Raw genomic sequence first — 24,107 nt, 5'->3', positions numbered from 1 at the left:
ACTTTACATACCCCAGGTGACAGGCAAAGATCCGGGACAGGATCACCCACAAGGACGCGTAGATGACCCCTTCCCAAGCTGACGCGATTGCTCAGGCCATCCTGCAACCGGACAACAAGCGCGAGGCCATCCAGCACCGTCAGCGCGCGCAGGCGCAGTACCTGGCGCGGCAACGCGTTGCCGTCGCCGCCGGCCTGGCTGGCATGGCGCTGGGTGCGGCGGCAGCGATATGGCTGCCCATGGCGTACTCGCAGGGAATGATGGTGGGCGGCGCGCTGTGCTTCCTGCTTGCGCATCTGGGCCTGGCGTGGCGCGACCGTCGGCGGGCAGCGCGTTCTCGGGCCTGACAGGTGCCGCGCCGCCACTCATGACGGAGCGGTGGGCATGCCTACCAGCGCATCTCGGCCGGTAAAGGCCCCGCATGCGACGGAAACAGCGGCAGCACATACTCGGCCAGTTCCTGCAGTACCTCGGCGGCCGGCCGTTGCGAGAACTGGATACCGAGCGCGGCGTGGTTGACTCCGGCCTGCTGCCACTGCCCAAGCAGATCGATCAGCCCGTTGCGGCCGGTCCTCAACGTGTAACCGCCATTGAGCGGCGTGCGCGGATGGTTCGGATCGTCGACCAGATCCAGCCATTCGTTGGTGACGTGCGGACGGAAGCCACCGTCGGGAATCGAACGACGCCACGCCTGGATCTTGGCCGCCAGTCGCTTCGGCCCGGCCGCATCGTGGGTAGCCTCGGGATAGGTCAGCCAGCCATCGGCATGCTGCCCCACCCAGTCCAGCGTCTGCCGCGAGGTGCCGGTGACCAGCAGCGGGATCGCGCCGGCCACCGGCTTGGGCAGCAGCTCCACGCCCTGCAGTGCGCCCAGTGCCGAGTCGATCTGCAGGGGCCCGTGCTGCATCAGCTGGCGCACGTACGCCACCGATGCGGCGAAGCGCTCCCCGCGGTCTGCATGCTCCAAGCCATAGGCCGGGAACTCCACTGGGCGATCACCGGACGCGATGCCCAGCACCAGGCGTCCGCCGGAGAGCTGGTCGATGGTGGCAGCCGATTTGGCCAGGTCGATCGGGTGTCGCAACGAGAAGATCGCGGCGCCGGTGGCCAACGCCAGCCGCTCGGTGCGCGCGGCCAGGTAGGCCAGGTAGGTGAACGGATCGAACACCTGCCCGGCATCGCCGAACAACGGGTCATACAGCGGCACATCGCGCACCCAGGTGGCGGCGAAGCCGTCGCGGTCGAGCTGGCTCACCAGGTCGGCCTGGCCGGCCAGCACCTGCATGTCGCCGTGATAGAAGCGCAGGGGCAGGAACACACCCAGCGTCAGCGCCCCCTCGCGGAACATGCGCTGGTAGCCGGCGTGGCGGGCGAACATCGGTGCGGATGCGCCCGTCAGCGGCGCCTGCATCGGGGTGATATCAGTCAACAGGGTCATCGTGGTCGTTCCTGGGTCAGGGGCCGGTGGCCGGTTCGGGGAGCAGCACGCCGCGCTGCACCGCAGGCCGCTGCGACATGCGCAGGTGCCATGCACTCAAGTTCGGGTACGCGCTGAAATCGAAGCCGATGAGTCGTGCGATATGCATCCACCCATAGCCGGCGATATCGGCGATGGAGTACGCCTCGCCGGCCAGCCACGGTCGGTCGGCCAGGCGCTGGTCGAGCGTGGCGAAAAACTCTGTGCTCAAGCGGCGGTAGCGTGCGATGGAAGGCGCATGCGGCGCGTCAGCGAACATCTCCGCATGGACGCGCTGGCCCAGGATCGGGCCGACACTGGCAGAGTGGAACATCAACCAGGTGATGGCGTCCCAGCGCGCGCGTGACGCGTGGGGCAACAGCCGCCCGCTCTGCTCGGCGAGGTACAGCAGGATGGCGGCCGATTCGAACACCGTGATGCCACGTGGCGCATCCACCAGCACCGGAATGCGGCCATGGGGATGCAGCTTGAGAAAATCAGGGTGGCGATGCGCGCCATCGTCGATGCGGACGTGGTGCAGCACATAAGGAAGGCCCAGCTCTTCCAGCGCAATGGTGATCTTGAAGCCGTTGGGCGAGCTGTCGGTGTACAGGTGCAGCGAAGCTGGGGACACATCGGTCTCCTTGGCGGGCGATGGATAACGAGAGGGATGTGGTCGCGGTATCGGGGTCCGCTGATACAGCTGGACTAAACACCCCCGACTCAACATGATCACGATGCTACGCAGCGCCGTACGCCGTGTAGAACGATTATTCCTTCGCTACCAAGAGAGAAAAACTAAGGTCATGGGTGCTGTTCTTCCCCTGCTCGCCCTGCGCGCCTTCGTTGAAACCGGCCGCCATGGCAGCCTCAAGGCGGCCGCCGATGTCATGGGCGTCACCCCCGGCGCGATCAGCCAGCAACTCAAGCTGCTGCAGGCGCGTACCGGGGTGAGCCTGTTCACCCGCAGCCGCCACGGGGTGTCGCTCACACCAGAGGGCGCACAGGTACACCCGGCACTGGCGCGCGCCTTCGACCAGATCCAGGACAGCATGGCCACGCTGGAGGCGATCCACGCGCGGCAGACGTTGACCATCAGCACCGTGCCCAGCTTTGCCGCGTCATGGCTGGTGCCGCGGCTGGGGCGGTTCAGCGAACGTCACCCGGCGATCGAAGTGCGCGTAGAGGCGTCATCGGCCTTGGTGGATCTGCGTCGCGACCGCATCGACATCGCGATCCGCCACGGTCTGGGCCAGTACCGTGGGCTCACCGCCCGTCACCTCGCCGCGCCCGTGCTGCTGCCGGTCGCGTGCCCGGGATTGCTTGCCAGCGGTCCGCCGATCCGAACGGCGGCCGACTGCCTGCGGTACCCGCTTTTGCAGGATTCCGATCGCAGCGATTGGACGCTGTGGTTGCGTGCGCTCGGCCTGCCCGCCGACGAACGCAGCGAACGGGGCGCGGCCTTCGACGATGACGTGTTGTTGATCCGCGCCGCCGAAGCCGGCCAGGGCATCGCGCTGGTGCGCGATATCTACGTGCAGGCCGAGATTGCCAGCGGGCGCTTGGCCATCGCGTTCGACCAACCGTGGCCCGCCCGGTTTGCGTACTACGCCGTAACCCTGCCGCAGGCCGAGGGGAACCCGGCCATCCACGCCTTTCTGCACTGGTTGCAGGAGGAAGCGGACGCAGCGACGCACGTGCTGTGAGGCGGTGATGCGCGCACAAAAAAACCCCGCCTTCCGGCGGGGTTTTTTGTCGTACGTTGGCGGGTGGCGGGTACCGACCAACGGTCGGTACCTACCGCTCCGATGTGTGCCGACCGATGGCCGGCATCTACATCAGAAGTCCATGCCGCCCATGCCGCCCATGCCACCCATGCCGCCGCCAGCTGCGCCAGCGCCGTCATCCTTCTTCGGGGCTTCGGCAACCATCGCTTCGGTGGTGATCATCAGGCCAGCGATCGAGGCAGCGTTCTGCAGCGCCGAACGGGTCACCTTGGTCGGGTCCAGGATGCCGAATTCCAGCATGTCGCCGAATTCGCCGGTGGCCGCGTTGTAGCCGAAGCTGCCGGTGCCTTCCTTGACGCGGTTGACGATGACCGACGGCTCTTCGCCGGCGTTGGCCACGATTTCGCGCAGCGGGGCTTCCATGGCGCGCAGGGCGATCTGGATGCCGTGGTTCTGGTCTTCGTTGGCACCCTTCAGGCCGCTCAGCGCGGTGACTGCACGGACCAGCGCAACGCCGCCGCCCGGGACCACGCCTTCTTCAACGGCTGCACGGGTAGCGTGCAGGGCGTCGTCGACGCGATCCTTCTTTTCCTTCATTTCGATTTCGGTCGAGGCACCGACCTTGATCACGGCAACGCCGCCGGCCAGCTTGGCCACGCGTTCCTGCAGCTTTTCACGGTCGTAATCGGACGAGGTGTCTTCGATCTGGGTCTTGATCTGGGTGACACGCGCTTCGATGTTGGCCTTCTCGCCGGCGCCATCGATGATGGTGGTGTTTTCCTTGGAGACCTGCACCTTCTTGGCGCGGCCCAGATCCTTGATCGTCGCCTTTTCCAGCGACAGACCAATTTCCTCGGAGATCACGGTGCCGCCGGTCAGCACGGCCATGTCTTCCAGCATCGCCTTGCGACGATCACCGAAGCCCGGTGCCTTGACGGCCACGACCTTGACGATGCCACGGATGGTGTTGACCACCAGGGTGGCCAGCGCTTCGCCTTCGATGTCTTCGGCGATGATCAGCAGCGGCTTGCCGGCCTTGGCGACGCCTTCCAGCACGGGCAGCAGGTCGCGCACGTTGGAGATCTTCTTGTCGTGCAGCAGCACGTACGGATCGTCCAGGTCAGCGGTCTGCGACTGCTGGTTGTTGATGAAGTACGGGGACAGGTAGCCACGGTCGAACTGCATGCCTTCGACGACGTCCAGCTCGTTGTCCAGGCCCGAGCCTTCTTCAACGGTGATGACGCCTTCCTTGGTCACGCGGCGCATGGCTTCGGCGATGATGTTGCCGATCGACTCGTCCGAGTTGGCCGAGATCGTGCCGACCTGGGCAATGGCCTTGTCGTCAGCGGTCGGCTTGGAGATGTTCTTCAGCTCGGCGACGGCGGCGATGACGGCCTTGTCGATACCGCGCTTGAGGTCCATCGGGTTCATGCCGGCAGCAACGGCCTTGGCGCCTTCGCGGATCAGGGCCTGGGCCAGCACGGTGGCGGTGGTGGTGCCGTCGCCGGCGTCGTCGTTGGTGCGGGAAGCAACTTCCTTCACCATCTGCGCGCCCATGTTCTCGAACTTGTCAGCCAGTTCGATTTCCTTGGCAACGGACACGCCATCCTTGGTGATGGTCGGGGCGCCGAAGCTCTTTTCGAGCACGACGTTGCGGCCCTTCGGGCCCAGGGTTGCCTTGACGGCATTGGCGAGAATGTTGACGCCGCGCACCATGCGCGAACGAGCGTCTTCACCGAAACGAATATCTTTGGCAGCCATTGCGATTACCTTTTATATAGAGCCGGGCCATGCCCGGCTGCTGGAATGGGGGGTACGGTCGGCCGGTCAGTCCGGCTACCGCGCAGCGGGGCAGAGCCCCGCTCTACGTCATCAGATGATGGCGAGGATGTCGTCTTCGCGCAGGACCTTGTACTCGACGCCTTCGGACTTGTAGCTGCTGCCGGCGTACTGGCCGTAGATGACCTTGTCACCGACCTTCAGCGACGGCGCGCGCACGCTGCCGTTGTCCAGGGGCTTGCCCGGGCCGACGGCCACGACTTCACCCTTGGTGGACTTTTCCTTGGCGGAATCCGGAATCACGATGCCGCCGGACGAGATTTCGTCGGCTTCGATCGGCTTGACTACGACGCGGTCATGAAGCGGCTTGATGCTCATGTGAGACCCTTTTAAGTTGTTGATTGGTCTGGAAAAGTCTGGCGATGTTAGCACTCGCACAGGGCGACTGCCAGCCACGCTCACGAAAAAACCCGACGGTGCGGGTACAGAGCAGAGATGGTGCTGGGCACTTCCCTTTCAAGGGGCGAAGACGAAATTTTTCCGGCCGGCGGCCGGTGGGGCCCGAGGCAAGATCAAGGGCAACTGCGAAGCGAAGCCTGCGGGCGTGGCGCGCTGGGCTGGTGGGGGCGGGGGTGCGGGACACGCCGTAAACCCATCCCTGGGGGCTCCGCGGCGCCATCCATGGCGCCGAGGGTCCCGCACCCCCACCCCCACCACCCCTAAGACACTCTGCCGTTGCTCACGGAAGAGCAGAGCCAAGAGCCTTTGCCGCCAGGCGTGGCTGGGCATTGCACCCGCTCTCCCCAGGCCCCCAGCCAAGTGTCTGGGGTGGGGGTGTGAGGGTTCACGGGACCCTCCACCGCATGGATGCGGTGGCGGAGCTTACAGGGACGTACTTGCAGCGTGTCCCGTGAGCCCTCACACCCCCGCCCAGCCTGGAGGACCGGCCAACCGAGGCTCTGGCTTCACGGCTCCAGCTCTGGCTCCTGCTTTTGCCCCGGCTTTTCAGCTTCTAAAAAAAAAGAACCCCCGCCAATTCCTTGACGCACGTCCCACTGCGGAACCTAAGTCCCGACATATCGATAGATGTGTCATCTGGATTGATTAGATTCGGCCAGCAATAACCAATCACAAGGAGACGTAGATGAGGTTGCTCACACCGCTGTCCCTGGCGTGCCTGCTGGCATTGGCCGGCACCGCCCAGGCGGATGTATTCATCAATGAACTGCACTACGACGACAGCACGCCCGCCGGCGACGTCGGCGAAGCCATCGAAGTCGTTGCCACCGGCGGTGAAGACCTCAGCACCTACCGCCTCTACCTGTACAACGGCAGCAGCCCCTCGGCCGCCACCGTGTATGCCAACAACCCGGTCCCCGCCGGCACCGCCGCCGCGTGCGGCAAGGCCACCCTCGCCACCGTCACCTACCCCACCAACGGCCTCCAGAACGGCGCCAACGACGGCATCGCCCTCGTCGACGCCAGCGGCAAAGTCGTCCAGTTCATCAGCTACGAAGGCACCATCACCGCCAGCGGCGGCCCGGCCGCCGGCCTGACCAGCCAGAACATCCCCGTCAGCGAAAGCAACAGCACCGCCCCCGGCACCTCCCTCCAGCTCACCGGCAGCGGCAGCCAGTACGCCCACTTCACCTGGGCCGAATCGGCCAAACAGACCTTCGGCGCCTGCAACAACGGCCAGACCTTCAGCGGCACCGGCGGCACCGGCCCCAACACCCCGCCGTCGGTACGCACCACCACCCCCGAACAAGGCGCCAGCACCTTCCCGGCCGCCGCCGACCTCACCGTCACCTTCAGCGAAACCGTCACCCTGGCCACCGGCGCATTCGTGCTGAGCTGCGGCCAGTCCGGCACCGTGCCGCTCAGCCACGCCAGCAGCGGCAGCACCTTCACCGTCTCCACCAACACCGCCCTCGTCGCCGGCGAAGCCTGCCGGTTCGACATCCGCGCCACCAAGGTCAGCGATGCCCAGGGCGCCCGCCCCGCCGCCGACACCCGCATCGCCTTCACCGTGGCCAGCAGCACCGGCAACCCGGACCCGGGCAATCCCGATCCCGGCACCCCCGGCGAGTACTACTCGCGCGTCAACACCGCCAACCCCAGCCAGCTGCGCTGCTCGCTGCATGAAACCATCAAGGGCCACACCGCCTACCCGTACAGCGGCTCGGGCACCAGCACCTGGACCATCCTGGAAATCGCCGACGAAGATCCCAACAACAGCGGCAAGATCCTGGACGCCTACCGCAACCGCAGCTACACCAAGGTCAGCGGCCGCGCGGGCACCGGCAGCGGCTTGACCTACAACCGCGAACACACCTGGCCCAACTCGCTGGGCTTTGCCAACACCACCGGCGACAAGGGCCTGCCGTATGCGCCCTACACCGACACCCACATGCTGTACCTGACCGACGCACAGTGGAACGCCGACCGCGGCAACAAGCCGTTCGGCAAGTGCGACAGCAACTGCGGCGAACGCGCCACCGAGTCCAACAACGGCTTCGGCGGCGGCAGCGGCGGCTATCCCGGCAACTCCAACTGGGTGCGCACGCCGGACGGCAATACCGGCACCTTTGAAGTGTGGGGCCACCGCAAGGGCGACATGGCGCGGGCCGTGATGTACATGGCCATCCGCTATGAAGGGGGCAAAGACGCCAAGACCGGCCAGTCCGAACCCGACCTGGAGCTGACCGACGACCGGGCCAAAATCGTCAAGACCTCGGCCTCGCCGGCGTACATGGGCCTGCTCTCGACCCTGATCGAATGGCACCTGTCCGACCCGCCGGATGCCGCCGAACGCGCCCGCAATGAAGTGATCTACAGCTTCCAGGGCAACCGCAACCCGTTCATCGACCACCCCGAATGGGCCACCCCGGCCCTGTTCACCTCGGCCAAGCCGACCAGCTGCCAGCTGCTCAACTGAGCCCCGCCGGCCGGCGCCGCAACGGCGCCGGCCGGACCATTCGGGTCTGGCAGTCCTATACTCGGCGGTCATGTCGACCGTCGATCCCGTATTCATGCTGTTCACCACCTGCCCCGACGCGGCCTGCGCCACGCGGCTGGCACGTGCGTTGGTGGAAGAACGCCTGGCCGCGTGTGTTACCCGCCTGGACGGGGCGCACTCCACCTACCGCTGGCACGGGGAGATCAGCGAGGACCACGAGGTCCAGCTGCTGATCAAGACCACCGGCAGCCGCCTGGACGCGGCCATCGCACGGGTGCATGCGCTACATCCGTATGAACTCCCGGAGTGCATCGCGGTCGAAACCCGCGCCGGCCTGCCGGCGTACCTGGACTGGATTCGGGCGCAGACCCGTGAGGAAAGTGATTGATGACGCTGTTTCGTCGTGTTGCCGCGCTGTGCGCGTTGTTCGTGGTGTCCCTGCCGGCGTGGGCCGTCAGCGAGAAAGATCTGCTGCCGGTGGACGAGGCGTTCGGGCTGACCGCGCAGGCGCGTGATCGCGACCGCGTCGAGATCAGCTGGAAGATCGCGCCGGGCTATTACCTGTACCGCCACCGCACCACGGTCAAGGCCGATGCCGGCTTTGCCGCCGAGGCATTGCAGATGCCGGCCGGCAAGAAGCACCACGACGACTTCTTCGGCGAGGTGGAAACCTACCGCGAGCGGCTCACCGCCGTGCTGCCGGGCAAGGCCGACGACGGCACCGACACGGTGACCCTGGAAGTGCGTTACCAGGGCTGTGCCGATGCCGGGGTGTGCTACCCGCCGCAGAAGCGCAGCATCAAAGTGAAGCTGCCCGCCGGCAGCGGCGCCGCTGCGGGGGTGGCCCCGGCCACCGCCGCGCCTGCGGCCCTCGGCGCCTCGCCGTTCAACAATCCGCTGGCCGGCAACGGCGGCGGCCTGCGCCTGCCGGGCGCCGCCAACACCCAGGCCCTGCCGCTGCCGTCCGAGCGCGCGTTCGGCTTCGACGCCATTGTCGATGACGGCAATACCGTGCTGCTGCGTTTCAGCCCGGCACCGGGCTACTACCTCTACCGCGACCGCACCTCGCTGAAGCTGGAAGGTGCCGCCGGAATCCGCGCCGACAAGCCGGCATGGCCGGCGGCCAAGTCGCACCGCGATGAACATTTCGGCGATGTGGCCGTGTATTTCGACCAGGTCGACGTCAAGCTGCCGCTGCGCCGCAGCCGTGCCGACGCCGACGAAGCCACCCTGGTGATCACCTTCCAGGGCTGCCAGACCGATGGCATCTGCTACCCGCCGATGACGCGCCGCGTGAAGCTGGCGCTGCCGGCCGGCAAGGTCAACGCACGCGCTGACGAAGCCGCGCACCAGAACGAAGTGATTGCCCCGCTGCCCGGCAAGGACAAGCGCGCGCCGGCGCGTGAGCGCGACGCCGCCGGCATCGCCACCCAGCCGATGCTGATCCGCCCCAACGACACGGCCGCCGCCGCGACCGACGCGTCGAGCGTGCCCGATGCCAGCGCCGACAACGCGCAGCGCACCCGCCCGCCGGGCGACGATGCCGCGCCCACCACGCTGATCGGCGCGCTGCTGCTGGCCCTGCTGGGTGGCCTGATCCTCAACCTGATGCCGTGCGTGCTGCCGATCCTGTCGCTGAAGGTGCTGGGCGTGGCGCAGAGCGGCGAAAGCCGCCAGCGCGCACGCAGCCATGCGCTCTGGTACACCGCTGGCGTGCTGGTGGCCTTCGCCGCGATCGGTGCCCTGGTGCTGGCCCTGCGTGCCGCCGGCCAAGCCGCGGGCTGGGGCTTCCAGCTGCAGCACCCGTGGTTCATCGCCGCGCTGGTGTACCTGATGTTCACCGTGGGCCTGAGCCTGTCGGGCGTGTTCACGCTGGGCGGCAGCCTGGGCGGTGTGGGCCAGTCGCTGGCCGCGCGCAGTGGCCCGGTGGGGGACTTCTTCACCGGCGTGCTGGCCTGCGTGGTGGCCAGCCCGTGCGTGGCGCCCTTCATGGGCCTGCCGCTGGCGTATGCGTTCACCGCCAGCACCGTGCCGGCGATCCTGGTGTTCATGGCACTGGGCCTGGGCCTGGCGCTGCCGTTCCTGTTGATCGGCTTCATTCCGTCGCTGGCCAAGCGCCTGCCGCGCCCGGGCGCCTGGATGGAAACGCTCAAGCACGTGCTGGCCTTCCCGATGTACGGCACCGCGATCTGGCTGCTGTGGGTGCTGGGCAAGCAGCGCGGCGTGGATGCCATGACGCTGGTGCTGGGTGGCCTGGTGGTGCTGGCACTGGCGCTGTGGTGGTACGAACGCAGCCGCTGGCGCAGCCAGCGCGTGGGCGGGCTGTTGGCCCTCCTGCTGCTGCTTGCCGCGCTGGTGCCGGTGTGGGGCGTGACCCGGCTGGTGCCGCCGGCCAAGGCGGCCGCGGCCGCCGCCGACAACGTGGTGGCCTACTCCCCGCAGATGCTCGACCGCCTGCGCCAGGACAACCGCGTGGTGTTCGTCAACATGACCGCCGACTGGTGCGTGACCTGCAAGGCCAACGAACGCACGGTGCTGGGCACCAACGCCTTCCACGACACCCTGCGCCGTACCAACGCGGTGTACATGCGCGGCGACTACACCAACGTCGACCCGGACATCACCGCGTTCCTGGATGAGCACAAGGCCGTGGGCGTGCCGCTGTACGTGGTGTATGGCCCGGGCGCCCCGCCGACCGTGCTGCCCACGGTGCTCACCCAGGCCATCGTCGAAGAAGCGCTGCTGCGGACCGCGCGATGAGCCCGCGGCCACCCCGCCAACTTGCGGTGGTGGCCGTTCTGGCGGCGCTACTGGGCGTGGCCGCCGGGGCGTGGTTCTTCAACCGTCCCGGTGCGGCAACACCGCCCCCGCCACCGCGCGCGGTCACCCCGGGCGCCGGGATCGGCGATGCGATGCCCGCCATTACCCTGCCCGATGTGTCGGGCACGCCCGTGGACCTGGCCCGCTTCCGCGGGCGCCCGCTGTTGATCAACGTGTGGGCCAGCTGGTGCGGCCCGTGCGTGGAGGAAATGCCGGCGCTGGCCGCCTTTGCCGCCGCCCAGCCGGCCGACGGCGTGCAGGTGCTGGGGCTGGCGCTGGATACCCCCGAAGGCGTGCGCGATTTCCTGGCCCAGGTGCCGGTGGGCTACCCGATCGTGCTGGACACACCCGGGCCGGCCGATGCCAGCGTGCGGCTGGGCAACGCGCAGGGGCTGTTGCCTTACTCGGTGCTGGTGGATGCGCGCGGGCGCATCGTCAAGCAGAAGCTGGGGCCGTTTCAGGCGGGCGAGATTGAGGCGTGGGCGACGCCGTGACCCGGGGGGTTGGTTGGGGTAGCGACGCATGGCGTCGCTCTACCGTCGACCGGCTCAGGGGAACCAGCGGCGCAGGTAGGGCGCGGTTGCGCCTGCCGTGGCGCGGCTGACCTGTGCTGGCGTGCCCGCGGCGACGATCTCGCCGCCCTGCTCGCCCGCCCCCGGGCCGACGTCGATCACCCAGTCCGCATCGGCCACCACGCGCAGGTCGTGTTCCACCACCACCACGGTGTTGCCCGCGTCCACCAGCCCCTGCAGCTGCGCCATCAGTTTGTCGACGTCGGCCGGGTGCAGGCCGGTGGTCGGCTCATCCAGCACGTACAGGCTGCTGCCGTGCTGGCTGCGCTGCAGTTCGGTGGCCAGTTTGATCCGCTGCGCCTCGCCCCCGGACAACTCGGTGGCCGGCTGGCCCAACCGCAGGTAGCCCAGGCCGATGTCACGCAGCAGCTGCAGCGGACGCTGCACCGGCGCCTCGTCGGCGAAGAAGGCCAAGGCCTCCTCCACGGTCATGCCCAGCACCTGGGCGATGTTGCGCCCGTTCCATTCCACTTCCAGCGTCTTGGCGTTGTAGCGCTGGCCATGGCAGGTGGGGCATGGCGCGTACACGCTGGGCATGAACAGCAGTTCCACGTGCACGAAGCCTTCGCCTTCGCAGGTGTCACAGCGGCCCTGTGCCACGTTGAAGGAAAAACGCCCGGCGCTGTAGCGGCGTGCCTTGGCGGTGCGGGTGGCGGCGAACAGGCGGCGCACGTGGTCGAACAGGCCGGTATAGGTGGCCAGGTTGGAACGCGGGGTGCGCCCGATCGGCTTCTGGTCAACGTTGACCAGCCGCGTGATGTGCCTGGCGCCGGCATGCAGGCGGCCACGGGTGCGTTCGATGCTGCTGGGCACCGGCAGCTCGCTGTCGGGCTCCTCGCGCACCGGCTCGTGGCCGAGATGCTCGCTGACCAGTTCCACCAGCGCCTGGCTGACCAGGCTGGACTTGCCCGAACCGGACACGCCGGTGACTGCCGTGAACGCACCGATGGGAAAGCGCGCGTCCAGCCCATGCAGATTGTTGCGGTGGATCCCGCGCAGTTCCAGCCAAGCCGCGGGCGTACGCGGGGTGCGACGCGTGCCGTCGCCGCTATCGAACAGATACGGCGCGGTCACCGATGCCTTGACCGTGCGCAGCCCCGCTGGCGGCCCGCTGTACAGCACCTGCCCGCCATGCTCGCCGGCGCCCGGGCCCACATCGACCAGCCAGTCGGCACGGCGCAGCATCTCCAGGTCGTGCTCGACCACGAACAACGTGTTGCCGCTGGCCTTGAGCTGGTCCAGCGCGTGGTACAGCGCCTGCCCGTCGGCCGGGTGCAGGCCGGCGGTCGGCTCGTCGAGCACGTACACCACACCGAACAGGCTGGAGCGGATCTGCGTGGCCAGCCGCAGCCGCTGCAGTTCGCCGGGCGACAGCGTCGGGGTGGCACGGTCCATCGACAGATAACCCAGGCCCAGTGCTTCGAGCGTACCGATGCGCTCCACCAGGTCCTGCGCGATCCGCTGCGCGGCAATGCGTTTTTCTTCGGACAGGTCCGGCGTGCGGCGCACGTCGCTGCTGCCCACGTGCGATGGCCCACCGGCGGCCGCACGCGCCTGTTGCGCCTTGCGACCGGCCGCACGACTGCGCGTGCCGGACGCAGCGGGCGCCTGGAAGCGCCCTTCGGCGGCCGGGCGCAACGCATCGCCCATGGCACTGAGCGAGAGCTGCGACAGCGCGCCGATATCCAGCCCGGCGAAGGTGACCGACAGCGCTTCGCGCTTGAGCCGCTTGCCGTCGCAGACCGGGCATACAGTGCCCACCATGTAGCGCGCCACGCGCTTTTTCATCATCGCGCTCTGCGTGGTGGCGAAGGTATGCAGCACGTAGCGGCGCGCGCCGCTGAAGGTGCCCATGTAACTGGGTTCTTCCTTGCGACGCAGCGCGGCGCGGGTTTCGGCCGGGGTGAAGCCGGCATACACCGGCGCCACCGGTTGTTCTTCGGTGAACAGGATCCAGTCCCGCTGCTTCTTGGGCAGGTCGCGCCAGGGAATATCCACGTCATAGCCGAGGGTGACCAGGATGTCGCGCTGGTTCTGCCCGTGCCAGGCCGGCGGCCACGCCGCAATGGCGCGCTCGCGGATGCTCAACGACGGGTCGGGCACCATCGACTGCTCGGTGACCTCGAAGATGTGGCCGAGCCCATGGCAGTTCGGGCAGGCGCCTTGCGGGGTGTTGGGCGAGAAGTCTTCGGCAAACAGCATCGGCTGCTTCGGCGGGTAGCTGCCCGCACGCGAGTACAGCATGCGCAGCAGGCTGGACAGCGTGGTGACGCTGCCCACGCTGGAGCGCACGCTGGCGGTGCCACGCTGCTGTTGCAGCGCCACGGCCGGCGGCAGCCCTTCGATGGCGTCCACGTCGGGCACGCCCACCTGGTCGATCAGCCGGCGCGCGTAAGGCGACAGCGACTCCAGGTAACGCCGCTGCGCTTCGGCGTACAAGGTGCCGAAGGCCAGCGAGGACTTGCCCGAACCGGAGATGCCGGAGAACACCACCAGGGCGTCGCGTGGGATCTCCACGTCGACGTTTTTCAGGTTGTGTTCGCGGGCGCCGCGGACGCGGACAAAGGCGTTGCGTGCGGAAGCTGCGGGAGGCGTGCGACGGGTGCTCATGCGTGCAGGATAATGAGCGCCCGTCGAAGCAGCCAGTGAAGACGCGTGAGGGCTGCGTATCGGTCGCGCGGTCAGCCCACCGCGCGCGCCGCCACCGGCCGCACCGCCGGCACCTCCAGCACGAAGGCGGCCACCGCGTCGGACAGCAACGCGGCCTGGCGCTCCATCGCCTGCGCCGACGCCGACGCTTCCTCCACCAGCGCGGCGTTCTGCTGGGTGCTGCCATCCATCTGCAGCAGCGTATGCCCCACCTGCTCGATACCGGCGCTCTGCTGCTGCGAGGCGGCCGAGATGCTGGCCATGATGGCGCTGACCTGCTGCACGCTGCCGACGATCTGGCCCATCGTTGCACCGGCCTGGTCCACCTGGCGGCTGCCGGCGGCCACGGTGTCCACCGAGGCCTCGATCAGGCCCTTGATCTGGCGTGCGGCGTCGGCACTGCGCTGGGCCAACAGGCGCACTTCGCTGGCCACCACGGCGAAGCTGCGGCCCTGCTCGCCGGCCCGCGCCGCCTCCACCGCCGCGTTCAAGGCCAGGATGTTGGTCTGGAAGGCGATGCCGTCGATGACCCCGGTGATGTCGGCGATACGCCGCGACGCGTCGGCGATGTCGCGCATGCTGGCCACCACCTGCGCCACCGAGGCGCCGCCCTGCTGGGCAACGCCGGTGGCCTGCAGCGCCAGCTGGTTGGCCTGCTGGGCGGCGTCGGCGTTCTGGCGCACGGTGGCGGTAAGTTCTTCCATCGACGAGGCGGTTTCTTCCAGGTGCGCGGCCTGGCGCTCGGTACGCCCGGCCAGCTCCTGGTTGCCGGCCACGATTTCGCCGGCGGCGTGGTCGATGGCCGATGACGCGTGCTGGATGCGCGCCACGATGTCGGTCAACTGCTGCACGGTGGCGTTGGCATCATCGCGCAGGTGGGCAAACACGCCCTGGAACTGGCCCTGCATGCGCACGCGCAGGTCGCCCTGGGCCAACCCGGACAGCACCGCCTGCACGCCGGACAGATTGCCCTGGAAGGTATCCAGCAGGCGGTTGATGCTGACCGCCAGCGTGTGCACGAAGCCCTGCTTGCCGGTGGTGTCGATGCGACCGTGCAGCTCGCCCTGCGCGGCGGCATCGACCAGTGCGGCCACCTCGGTTTCCACGGTGGTTTCCAGCGCGCGGCTGCGCCACTCCACGGCCGCGCCGAGCAGCTGGTCGTGGTCGAGGATGGGATTGACCACCAGTTGGTAGCCGATGCCGGCATGCAGGATCTCGTGACTGGACGCCGCGTTGCCGTGCAGCTGGGCCACGATGCGTTGGAACACCGGGTGCAGCGCCGCGGCGGGCTGGCCGCGCCATTGGGTTTCCTGCGTGGCCAGTTCGGCCAGCAGCGCGCGGTTGAGCAGGCCGATGCGCCCGTCCGGGTCGAGCACCATCACGCAGGCCTGGGCGCTGTCCAATGCCTGGCGGGCGCGGGTGTTGTCCTGGGCGCTGGCGCGCTCGGCCTGGATGCGCTCGCGCAGCCGCTGCTGCATGTGGATCAGCCGCTGCGCCAACTGGCCGATCTCGTCGTGCGGGTTGTGCACGGCAAGCACGCTGTCGAGCCGGTCCTCGGCGATGTCCTCGGCAAACCGCAGGGTGTCGGCGATGGGCTGGCGGACGGCCCGCATCACCAGCACCAGGCTGGCGATCAGCACCAGTGCCACCAGCGCCAGCGTCGCGGCGAACAGCACGGTCATCGCCCGTGCCTGGGCCTGCTGGCGTGCGCGTGCTGCGGCAAGCGCGGCCGCCTGCGCCTGCTGCAGGTGCTGCAGCGCGGGCGCGACCTGCGCGGCGGTATCGGTGAGCGCCATCGCGTCCACGTCCAGCCCCACCCGTGCGGCGGTATAGGCCAGCAACGCGCCTTGGTAATCGTCCATTGCGGCACGCAGCGCGTTCTGGGTGGGACCGGCCAGGCCCGAGGCCGACACCGCCAGGTCGAAGGGCAGCTTGGCTTCGCTGGCCTGGTCGGTGTGCACCGCATCACCGGTGAGCAGCAGCAGCGCTTCCTGCCGCCGCATGCGCTGCCACTGCAGCGCCAATGGCAGGTAGGCGGCGTCGGTGAGCAGGGTATCGAGCGCTGCGGCGCTGGCGTCCAGCTGCGCGCGCAGTCCGGCGTCGCCGCGCCCCATCTCGTCGGCGCGGTCGTTCAGCGCCGCAATGCCCGCGCTGAATTCCTGGGCGCGCGCCGCCAGTGCGGTCAACGCAGCTGCGGTACCGCGGTCGTGCGGGGCGCGCTGCAACGCCTGCAGCGACTGCTGCAGCTGCTGCTGGGCCTGCTGCAGGGCGCCGCGGTCGGCAGCGTCGAAGTGGATGGCATAGCGGGTCTGCAGGCGGCGGGCTTCGGCCACCTGGGTGGCCAGTGCGCTGGCCAGCGCGGCGTTCTGCTGGTGGGCGGCGAACGTGGCGGCGGCACGCTCGCTGCTGTAGCGGGTACCTGCGTAGACCAGCGCCACGACCAGCAGGCCGCTGCCACAGACCAGCAGCGCGGCCTTGAGCTTGCGTGCCACACTGAGCCGGCGCAGCGCGCCGATGGCGCGGCTGAAACCGGGACGTGGAAGGTGTTCACCCAAGCGGGCGAACCGGGACAACGGGCGGCGGGGGACGACCGACATCAGATGCTCCAGGCGGATTGACGCATCGGTATCGGCCGGAAACAGGCGGTCTTTAGGCTGCATTTTTCGAACCGGTCGCAGCGCGCTGCCACCCCCGCCCCTTGTAGCGGCGGCAAGCGACGGCAAGATGACGGTGGCGGACATTCCGCGGGTGCGATTCAGCGTTCGATCGCCCGTGCTTGACCTCAACCACGGTTGAGCCGCCACAGTGGCGTCACCTTCCCGCATGGCCCCTGCCCATGGACCCGCAAACCTGTCGCGACTACCTGGCCCGCCTCGGCGTGGCGGCGCCACCGCCCCCTACCCTGGCCACGCTGGCGCTGCTGCAGGAACGTCACAACGCCACGTTCCCGTTCGAGACGCTCACCACGCTGCTGCGCGATGCGGTGGCCATCGACCTGCCCAGCGTGGCGCACAAGCTGCTGCGCGAAGGACGCGGCGGGTACTGCTACGAGCTCAACGGGCTGTTCCTGGCGCTGCTGCAGCACCTGGGCTTCGACGCCCGCGCCGTTGCCGCGCGCGTGGTCATGGGGCGCACCGATGACGCCCCCACCGCGCGCACCCACATGCTGGTGCTGGTGCGGATCGACGCGGTGGACTACATCGCCGACGTCGGCTTCGGTGGCAACACGCCGACCGGTCCGCTGCGGCTGGACCATCGGTTCGCCCAGGCCACGCCGCACGAGCACTATCGGCTGGACCAGCAGCACGACCAGTTCCTGCTGCGGGTGGACATCGCCGGCGAGTGGCGGCCGCTCTACCACTTCGACCTGCAGGTGCAGGCCCCCATCGACCATGAGGTGGGCAACTGGTATGTGTGCACGCACCCGCACTCCTCCTTCCCCGGACAGCTGCGGGTCGCCCTGGCCGGGCCGGACGGGCGCCGCACGATCGGCGCCGGGGCCTACACCGTGCACCGCCGCGGGCAGCCCAGCGAGCGCCGCATGCTCAACGGCGCCGACGATGTGCTGACCGTGCTGCACGAGGGGTTCGGCATCACCGTGCCCGCGCATCCACGGTTGCGCGAGGCGATCACGGCGTGGTTGCGCGGGGTGGCGTGAGCCCGCTCACGCAAGCCGGCACGGGATGACTTCGCCCTGCAGGCGCGTCGCGGTTCCGTAGCGAGGGCTCACAGATGGCCTACGGCTGGCAGCGGGGATGGGTCACCACTGTTGCAATGTTATATCATTGCTATATCGAGACTGCCTGACGCCGCTTCCCCATGAAAACCCCTGCTCTTGCCTCAGCCCTGCTGGCGGCCCTGTTCCCCCTCGATGTCGGTGCCGCCCCCGCGCCAGATCCAACCGTCACCCTCGGCAGCGTGGACGCCCGCAAGGGCAACACCGGCCCCCTGGCGTCGCGCCAGGTGTTGACCTCGGTGGATGTGATGGGCGCCGACCAGATCGCGCACAAGAACGTCGGCAACAGCTGGGAACTGCTGGGGCAGATGCCGGGCATCCAGCTCACCGAAACCCGCCAGGGCGCCGAGTCCGGCAAGGCCAGCTTCCGTGCGTTCAACGGCGAGGGCTACATCAACGGCATCAAGATCCTGATCGACGGCATTCCCAGCAACGTCAACAGCGGCAACCAGCGCTTCGTGGACATGATCTTCCCGCTGGACATCGACTACATCGAAGTGGTGCGCGGCACCAACGACCCGCGCTACGGCCTGCACAACATCGGCGGCAACATCAACATCGGCACCCGCCAGGGCGGCACCTACACCGATGCCCGGCTCAGCGTCGGCAGTTTCGACAGCCGCGAAGTGCAGGTCGCGCTCGGTCGCGAGGCCAACGGTGTGGCACAGAACTACTTCATCGGCACCCAGGCCTCGGATGGCTATCGCGACCACGACCGGTCGCGCAAGTATTCGCTGGGCGGCAAATGGTTCATCGGCAGCGACGAGGACGTGCTCAAGGCCGGCCTGGTCGCACGCGTGTACCACCACGTTGCCGACGAACCCGGCTTCCTCACCGCCACCGAACTGGCCAACGCACGCCGCGCATCGCCGCGCAAGAATGCCAACGATGGCGATGTGCGCGACATGCACACCCTCGGCGCGCACCTCGACCTGCGCCTCACCGACACCCTGCAGCTCAGCAACCGGCTGTACTACAACCGGTACGAGGACGACCGCCAGGTGACCTTCACCGACTACCAACCCGGCAACGCGCCGCGCCAGCGCCGGCAGTGGGACGAACGGCAGACGGGGCTGCTGAGCACCCTGACCTGGCGCGCCAGCGAGCGGCTCACCGTGGCTGGCGGCATCAACGCCGAACAGCAGGACAACGCGTACCGGCGACTGCGCTACGCCTACGGCATCCCGACCGACTTCGATGCCGTACCGGCGCGCATCCAGAACGATGACCGCTATTCCCTGGACAACGTCGGCGGCTACCTGCAGGCCGTGATCCAGCCGACACCGGCGCTGAAGATCGTCCCGGCGTGGCGCGTGGATCGGTTCTCGGGCGACACCCACCTGCCCGGCGGCGTCCGCGCGCCGTTGCAGCGCTCCGGCTGGATAGACCAACCCAAGCTCAGCGTGGCGTACGCGTTCACCCCCTCGCTCAACGTGTATGCCAACTGGGGCCGCACCTTCCAGGTGCTGACCGGGTCCACCGCCCCGGCCTACCTGACCAGCGGGCAGGCCGCCTTCCGCCCGTCGATCAACACCGGCAAGGAACTGGGCATCAGCTTCAGCCCCGCCGACGGCATCCAGGCCCGTGTCGCCGCCTGGCAGCAGGACGCCACCGATGAAGTGGCCAACATGCCCGCCACCGGCACCACCGTCGGCCTGGGCCAGACCCGGCGACGCGGCGTGGACCTGCAGTTCAATGCACGCGTGAGCGCGCGCTGGACGCTCTGGGCATCGCACGCCATCCAGCAGGCCAAGGTGATCAGCGCGTTCACCGCCGACGGCCGCTCGCTGGCCGGCAACGAGGTGCTGGCCACGCCGCGCCACATCACCAACATCGGGGCCGACTACCGCCCCGATGCGCGATGGCGCTTCGGCATGCAGGGCCGCCGGCAAGGCGACTACTACATCGAAGAGCGCAACCAGCACGGTCGCTTTGGCGGCTTCGCGGTGCTGGACGCCAGCGCCGGCTACGCGGTGTCGGAGCGGCTCAGCGTGGACGTGCAGGTGAAAAACCTCACCGGCCGCACCTACGCCTACGCGTGGTACGACAATTTCTTCTGGGGCGGCAATGACCAGCCGATGTTCTCGCCGGCTCCGGGACGCAGCCTGTTCGTGTCGTTGAACCTCACGCTGTAGCAAGAACGGCCAAGCGGCCCTGGCGATGCTGGGCTACGCTGCGTGCCTGTCCCGATCCGGAAGGCGGCATGAGCGCGGCACGCAGGGCCCTGTGGTACATCGAAAGCCACCACGCCGCGCCGATCGCCCTGGCCGACGTGGCGCGCGTGGTGGGGGTATCGCCATTCCACCTGTCCCGCGTGTTCCAGGCCAGCACCGGCACCTCGCTGGTGCGCTACCTGCGCGGGCGACGCCTGAGCGAAGCGGCGCGGCAACTGGCCGGCGGCGCGCGCGACATCCTGCAGGTCGCGCTGGACGCAGGCTATGCCTCACATCCCACCTTCACCCGTGCATTCTCCGAGCAGTTCGGCCGCCCGCCGGAACAGGTGCGCGCGCAAGGATTGGACAGCATCGCGCTGGTGGAGGCGATCAAGCTGCACGACGATGCCCTGCCCTGCGCGCAGCCACCACGCATCGTCAACGCCGACACCCTGCTGGTAGCCGGAATCGGTGCGCGCCACCACGGCGCGTCGGTGGCCGCCATTCCCTCGCAATGGCAACGGCTGGCACTGCACTGCCCCACCGCACCGGAGGTGAGCTACGGCGTGTGCTGCAACAGCGACGATGACGGCAGCTTCGACTATATCGCCGGCATCGGCGTGGCCGGCTTCGCGGCGCTGCCGGACGGCTGGCAGACCGTGCGCATTCCCGCCCACCGTTACGTGGTGGCGTGGCACGCCGGCCACATCTCGGCGATCCGCTCCACCTGGTACTGGCTGTTGAACCACTACCTGCCCGCATCCGGGCTGAGCCTGGCCGATGCGCCGGAGCTGGAACGCTACGACGCACGGTTTGACGCCCACAGCGGCCACGGCGGCGTGGAAATCTGGCTGCCCCTGGCCGACACCGACCCTACCTGAGAGAACGCCGATGCGAGTGCCTGCCCGTTGCCTGACCCTGCTGCTCTGCCTGGCCAGTGCCCCCTCGCTGGCAGCGCCCGCGCCGGCCGTTGTCGGCGAGCGCCATGGCCAGACCCGCAGCGCCAGCGCCGCGGTGCGCGATGCCGCAAAGCACGACGGCCTGCGCTACACCGTGTGGTACCCGGCTGCGCCCGGTGCCCGCGAGCAGCCCATCACCATCGGACCCCCGGATGCACCCTTGTTCAACGTGGGCAGCGCCGCCGTCGACGCGCCCATTGCGCCGGGTGCCCTGCCCACCCTGCTGCTCTCGCACGGCAATGGCGGCAGCGCGCGGATGATGGGCTGGTTCGGCATTGCCATGGCGCGGGCCGGCTACCTGGTGATCGCGGTGGACCACCCGGGCAACAACGGCATGGAGCCGATGACGCTGGCCGGCAGCATCCTGATCTGGGAACGGGCCGAGGACCTCAAGGCCGCGCTGGCCGCGGTGCAGGCCGACCCCCAGCTCGGCGCGCACCTGGATGCCGCGCGCCTGGGGGTGGCCGGTTTCTCCGCCGGCGGCTTCACCGCGCTGGCCGCCGCCGGTGCGCGCGTGGATATGGCCCATCTGTTGGCGTTCTGCCGCGCCACCCCGGATGACGGGGTGTGCCAGCCGCAACTGGAAATGCCCGCCTCCACGCTGCAGGCCCGCATCGACGCAGCGGCGACGCCCGCGTTGGCGCCTTACATGGCGCAGGCAGGCGATGACCACGGCGTGCCCGGTGTGCGTGCCGCCTTCCTGATGGCACCGGCCATCGTGCAGGCGTTTACGCCGGCGCAGCTGCGCGCACTGCCGCAGCCGGTGTCGATTCTGCTTGGCGACGCCGATGCGGTAGCGCCGCCATCCACCAATGGCAAGGTGCTTGCAGCGCTCGCACCGCAGGCGACGCTGCGCGCGTTGCCCGGCGTAGGCCACTACGACTTCCTGGCCGCCTGCACTCCGCTCGGCCGCCAACGCCTGGCCACCCTGTGCCCGCCGGAGGCGCCACAAGCCGCGGCCCACGCAGCGGCCATCGCGCAGGCGCTGCAGGTGTTTGGCCAAGCGCTGGCACCGGTATCGGGCACGCCCGCTACCCGCTAGCGCGCGCGCCGTCATCGCCGCGCTGCCGGCGTTGCGCCTGGGGCCGGCGTCCACGCGCGCAGCAACGGCAGCGGGTCGTACGCGCCTTCGCTCCCGTAGATGCCCCAATGCAGGTGCGGTGGCGTGCCCTTGGCATTGCCGCTGTCGCCCACATAGCCCAGCACGGTACCGGCCGCCACCACCTCGCCGCGCGCCAAGCCGTCGCGCCAGCCTTCCAGGTGGGCGTAGTAGTAGCGCTCGCGGGCCGGGCCCAGCACCCACACCTGCCGCCCACCCAGCCCGCCCTCGCGGACATCGGCCACGATCCCGTTGCCCACGCTGCGTACCGGCGTGCCGCGCTTGGCGAAGATGTCGATGCCGGCATGGGTGCGGTCGCGGCCACGGGGCGCGCCGAACGTATCGGCAATGCGCCGGGCCGTCACCCCGTCCACGGGCACCGGCAGTGCGGTGGGCGGCGGCATCCGTGCCAGTGTCCACATCGCCCGCGGCACCTCTGCCCAGCGGCTGTTCCACAGGGCGCCCACCGCCACCACGCAGGCGGCCAACAACAGCAGGCGGACCAGCCAGCGGCGCAGCAGACGTGCCGGTGAGGGCGTAGCGGCAGAAGAAGACATCGGTGTATCCGGGCGCATCGTTGCTCCAGTGGGGCGCAGGCAACGAGGGTACAAAGCGTGTGTGGGCTGGGCATGAAGTGCACAGGCGTTGTGGTCCGCGTCACGGCATTGCCGCGCCGGATGGACAGCGGCTTCACGTGGCATCTGCTGAACTGCAGCTGTCGCCTGGGAAATTCATTCCGGTTTCCCTCCGCTGGACGCCCGGCAGGCTGCTATCGAAGGCACCCCATGAACACCGCATTCAAGATATTTCTGTTGGTCGGCGCCCTGTTGTATGGGCTGCCCGGGTTGGTGTGGTGGGTGAACCACCGCCGTGCCATCCGTGCCAGACAGGGCGGGGCCGCGATCGGGTCCAGCGGGCCGACCACGTGAGCCTGACCGCCGAGCAGCGCCGCATCCTGGATGACATCAACGCCACCCGCCCGGTATCGGACGCGGACGCGAACTGGGCCGTGGCAGCCGGTTACGCCGCGCAGGCCGAAGACGGCGACATCGACCTGACCCAGGCCGGACGCCAACTGGTGGACAGCACCACGATGTAAGCGGCACTGACAAACACGGCCGCCCGCTTCAGCGCCGCAACGCCTCCACCACCAGCGCGAACGCCGGCGAATGCTGCCGGCGGCTGGGGTAATACAGGTGATAGCCCGGGAACGGCGGGCACCAGTCCGCCAGCACCCGCACCAGCCGGCCATCTTCCAGGTGCGGCGCAAACTCGTCCTCGGGCAGGAAGGCAATGCCCAGCCCGTCCAGCGCAGCCAGCACCATGTGCGGCGAGGTGTTGAAGGTCAGCTGGCCGTCCACGCGCACGTTCACTGCACGCCCCCGACGCTCGAACTCCCAGGCGTACAGCCCGCCTCGTGTCGGGAAGCGCATGTTGATGCAACGGTGCCCGGTCAGGTCCGCCGGCACCTTCGGCGGCGGCACGCGGGCGAAGTAGGCCGGTGAGGCCACCGCCGCCATGCGCAGCGGTGGGCCGATCGGCACGGCCACCATGTCCTTGTCGATGCTTTCGCCCAGCCGGATGCCCGCGTCGAAGCGGTCGGCCACGATATCGCGCAGGCCGTAGCTCACATCGAACTCGATGTTGATGTCCGGGTAGCGGTGCATCAGGGGCATCAACCGCGGCAGCAGCAGCGTGCGCAGCGGGAAGTCGCCACTGGTCAGGCGCACGGTGCCGGCCGGTTTGTCGCGCAGTGCGGTCAGCGCGTCCAGTTCCGCTTCGATCTCATCGAAGCGATTGCCAATGGCCGCCAGCAGGCGCTCGCCGGCCTGGGTGGGCGAAACGCTGCGCGTGGTGCGGGTCAGCAGGCGGATCTCCAGCCGCTCTTCCAGCGCCTTCAAGGCCTGGCTCAACGCGGACGGGGTCACCCCGAGCACGCTGGCGGCACGGGTGAAGCTGCCTTCGCGGGCAACGGTGACGAAGGCCAGAAGGTCGTTGAGATTGCGGCGTGCCATGGGGCAAGTCTGGCACGCCACATTGATTAGCGCACCTAACAGCGTCATTCCCGATTGGTTAGCTAATCAAATGGTGCCCGCGCGACCACACTGGGCTGGCCCACTCACCGATGGATCGCCCATGCCCAGGTTGCTCGCGCTGATTGCGCTGTTGACCCTTCCCCTCTTTGCCTCAGGAGCCGA

At 68.7% G+C, this 24,107-nt stretch carries 19 protein-coding genes; 11 read left to right on the top strand and 8 right to left on the bottom strand.

The window, feature by feature from the left end; genetic code table 11:
* Nucleotides 1-62: 62 nt before the first annotated feature.
* Nucleotides 63-347, top strand: coding sequence for a hypothetical protein (locus DX03_RS02005; protein WP_038685924.1), 285 nt, complete (start codon nt 63-65; stop codon nt 345-347).
* Between the two features lie 41 nt (nt 348-388).
* Here the strand turns inward: DX03_RS02005 and DX03_RS02000 are convergent, their stop codons facing one another.
* Together DX03_RS02000 and DX03_RS01995 are read right to left on the bottom strand one after the other, a co-directional pair.
* Complete coding sequence (locus DX03_RS02000; protein ID WP_102100595.1) at nt 389-1,438, bottom strand: LLM class oxidoreductase; 1,050 nt, start codon at nt 1,436-1,438, stop codon at nt 389-391.
* 16 nt (nt 1,439-1,454) lie between these two features.
* Complete coding sequence (locus tag DX03_RS01995; protein ID WP_038685922.1) at nt 1,455-2,090, bottom strand: glutathione S-transferase family protein; 636 nt, start codon at nt 2,088-2,090, stop codon at nt 1,455-1,457.
* A gap of 94 nt (nt 2,091-2,184) precedes the next feature.
* Here DX03_RS01995 and DX03_RS01990 point away from each other — a divergent pair, with 94 nt between their 5' ends.
* Nucleotides 2,185-3,162 (top strand): LysR substrate-binding domain-containing protein, encoded by a 978-nt coding sequence (locus tag DX03_RS01990; RefSeq protein WP_244880165.1) that lies wholly within the window; start codon nt 2,185-2,187, stop codon nt 3,160-3,162.
* A 132-nt stretch (nt 3,163-3,294) separates the two neighbouring features.
* Here the strand turns inward: DX03_RS01990 and groL are convergent, their stop codons facing one another.
* Complete coding sequence (gene groL, locus DX03_RS01985) at nt 3,295-4,944, bottom strand: chaperonin GroEL (protein WP_038685920.1); 1,650 nt, start codon at nt 4,942-4,944, stop codon at nt 3,295-3,297.
* 111 nt (nt 4,945-5,055) lie between these two features.
* Nucleotides 5,056-5,340: a co-chaperone GroES gene (locus tag DX03_RS01980; RefSeq protein ID WP_038685917.1), complete on the bottom strand. Its 285-nt coding sequence runs from the start codon at nt 5,338-5,340 to the stop codon at nt 5,056-5,058.
* Nucleotides 5,341-6,106: 766 nt separating this feature from the next.
* Between DX03_RS01980 and DX03_RS01975 the strand changes: the two genes are divergently transcribed.
* The 4 genes from DX03_RS01975 to DX03_RS01960 all read left to right on the top strand — a co-directional run bounded on the left by DX03_RS01975 (nt 6,107) and on the right by DX03_RS01960 (nt 11,235).
* Nucleotides 6,107-7,900 carry an endonuclease gene (locus DX03_RS01975; RefSeq protein ID WP_038685916.1) on the top strand — a complete coding sequence of 598 codons (1,794 nt, stop codon included), beginning with the start codon at nt 6,107-6,109 and terminating at the stop codon, nt 7,898-7,900.
* A gap of 70 nt (nt 7,901-7,970) precedes the next feature.
* A complete protein-coding gene (gene cutA, locus DX03_RS01970) occupies nt 7,971-8,309 on the top strand; it encodes a divalent-cation tolerance protein CutA (RefSeq protein ID WP_038685914.1) in 339 nt (112 codons plus the stop codon).
* Nucleotides 8,309-10,681 (top strand): protein-disulfide reductase DsbD family protein, encoded by a 2,373-nt coding sequence (locus tag DX03_RS01965; protein WP_185753438.1) that lies wholly within the window; start codon nt 8,309-8,311, stop codon nt 10,679-10,681. Before cutA ends, DX03_RS01965 begins: the two co-directional genes overlap by 1 nt.
* The gene (locus DX03_RS01960) at nt 10,678-11,235 is read left to right on the top strand and encodes a TlpA family protein disulfide reductase (protein ID WP_038685911.1); all 558 of its coding nucleotides are present in this window, start codon (nt 10,678-10,680) and stop codon (nt 11,233-11,235) included. The genes DX03_RS01965 and DX03_RS01960 overlap by 4 nt, the downstream gene beginning before the upstream one ends.
* A 54-nt stretch (nt 11,236-11,289) precedes the next feature.
* Here the strand turns inward: DX03_RS01960 and DX03_RS01955 are convergent, their stop codons facing one another.
* Both DX03_RS01955 and DX03_RS01950 read right to left on the bottom strand, forming a co-directional pair.
* A complete protein-coding gene (locus tag DX03_RS01955) occupies nt 11,290-13,923 on the bottom strand; it encodes an excinuclease ABC subunit UvrA (protein ID WP_038685909.1) in 2,634 nt (877 codons plus the stop codon).
* Nucleotides 13,924-13,994: 71 nt separating this feature from the next.
* A complete protein-coding gene (locus DX03_RS01950) occupies nt 13,995-16,562 on the bottom strand; it encodes a methyl-accepting chemotaxis protein (RefSeq protein ID WP_425598319.1) in 2,568 nt (855 codons plus the stop codon).
* 236 nt (nt 16,563-16,798) lie between these two features.
* On the opposite strand from DX03_RS01950, the gene DX03_RS01945 reads away from it, so the two are divergent.
* The 4 genes from DX03_RS01945 to DX03_RS01930 all read left to right on the top strand — a co-directional run bounded on the left by DX03_RS01945 (nt 16,799) and on the right by DX03_RS01930 (nt 21,852).
* Nucleotides 16,799-17,620, top strand: a complete 822-nt coding sequence (locus DX03_RS01945) for an arylamine N-acetyltransferase family protein (protein WP_038685907.1) — start codon at nt 16,799-16,801, stop codon at nt 17,618-17,620.
* A 161-nt stretch (nt 17,621-17,781) separates the two neighbouring features.
* Entirely contained in the window at nt 17,782-19,833 is a 2,052-nt protein-coding gene (locus tag DX03_RS01940) for a TonB-dependent receptor (protein ID WP_038685905.1), read from the top strand.
* A gap of 68 nt (nt 19,834-19,901) precedes the next feature.
* Nucleotides 19,902-20,732 carry an AraC family transcriptional regulator gene (locus DX03_RS01935; protein WP_038685903.1) on the top strand — a complete coding sequence of 277 codons (831 nt, stop codon included), beginning with the start codon at nt 19,902-19,904 and terminating at the stop codon, nt 20,730-20,732.
* 10 nt (nt 20,733-20,742) lie between these two features.
* Complete coding sequence (locus tag DX03_RS01930) at nt 20,743-21,852, top strand: alpha/beta hydrolase family protein (RefSeq protein WP_038685901.1); 1,110 nt, start codon at nt 20,743-20,745, stop codon at nt 21,850-21,852.
* A gap of 11 nt (nt 21,853-21,863) precedes the next feature.
* Here the strand turns inward: DX03_RS01930 and DX03_RS01925 are convergent, their stop codons facing one another.
* The gene (locus DX03_RS01925; protein ID WP_051598710.1) at nt 21,864-22,466 is read right to left on the bottom strand and encodes a M23 family metallopeptidase; all 603 of its coding nucleotides are present in this window, start codon (nt 22,464-22,466) and stop codon (nt 21,864-21,866) included.
* Between the two features lie 368 nt (nt 22,467-22,834).
* On the opposite strand from DX03_RS01925, the gene DX03_RS21025 reads away from it, so the two are divergent.
* Entirely contained in the window at nt 22,835-23,008 is a 174-nt protein-coding gene (locus DX03_RS21025) for a hypothetical protein (RefSeq protein WP_185753437.1), read from the top strand.
* A gap of 28 nt (nt 23,009-23,036) precedes the next feature.
* Here DX03_RS21025 and DX03_RS01920 read toward each other — a convergent pair whose 3' ends face one another.
* Nucleotides 23,037-23,924: a LysR family transcriptional regulator gene (locus tag DX03_RS01920; protein ID WP_038685897.1), complete on the bottom strand. Its 888-nt coding sequence runs from the start codon at nt 23,922-23,924 to the stop codon at nt 23,037-23,039.
* Nucleotides 23,925-24,107: the final 183 nt, after the last annotated feature.

The organism is Stenotrophomonas rhizophila (genome assembly GCF_000661955.1).
Lineage (GTDB): Bacteria > Pseudomonadota > Gammaproteobacteria > Xanthomonadales > Xanthomonadaceae > Stenotrophomonas > Stenotrophomonas rhizophila.
This window is presented reverse-complemented; position numbering and strand designations above follow the sequence as displayed.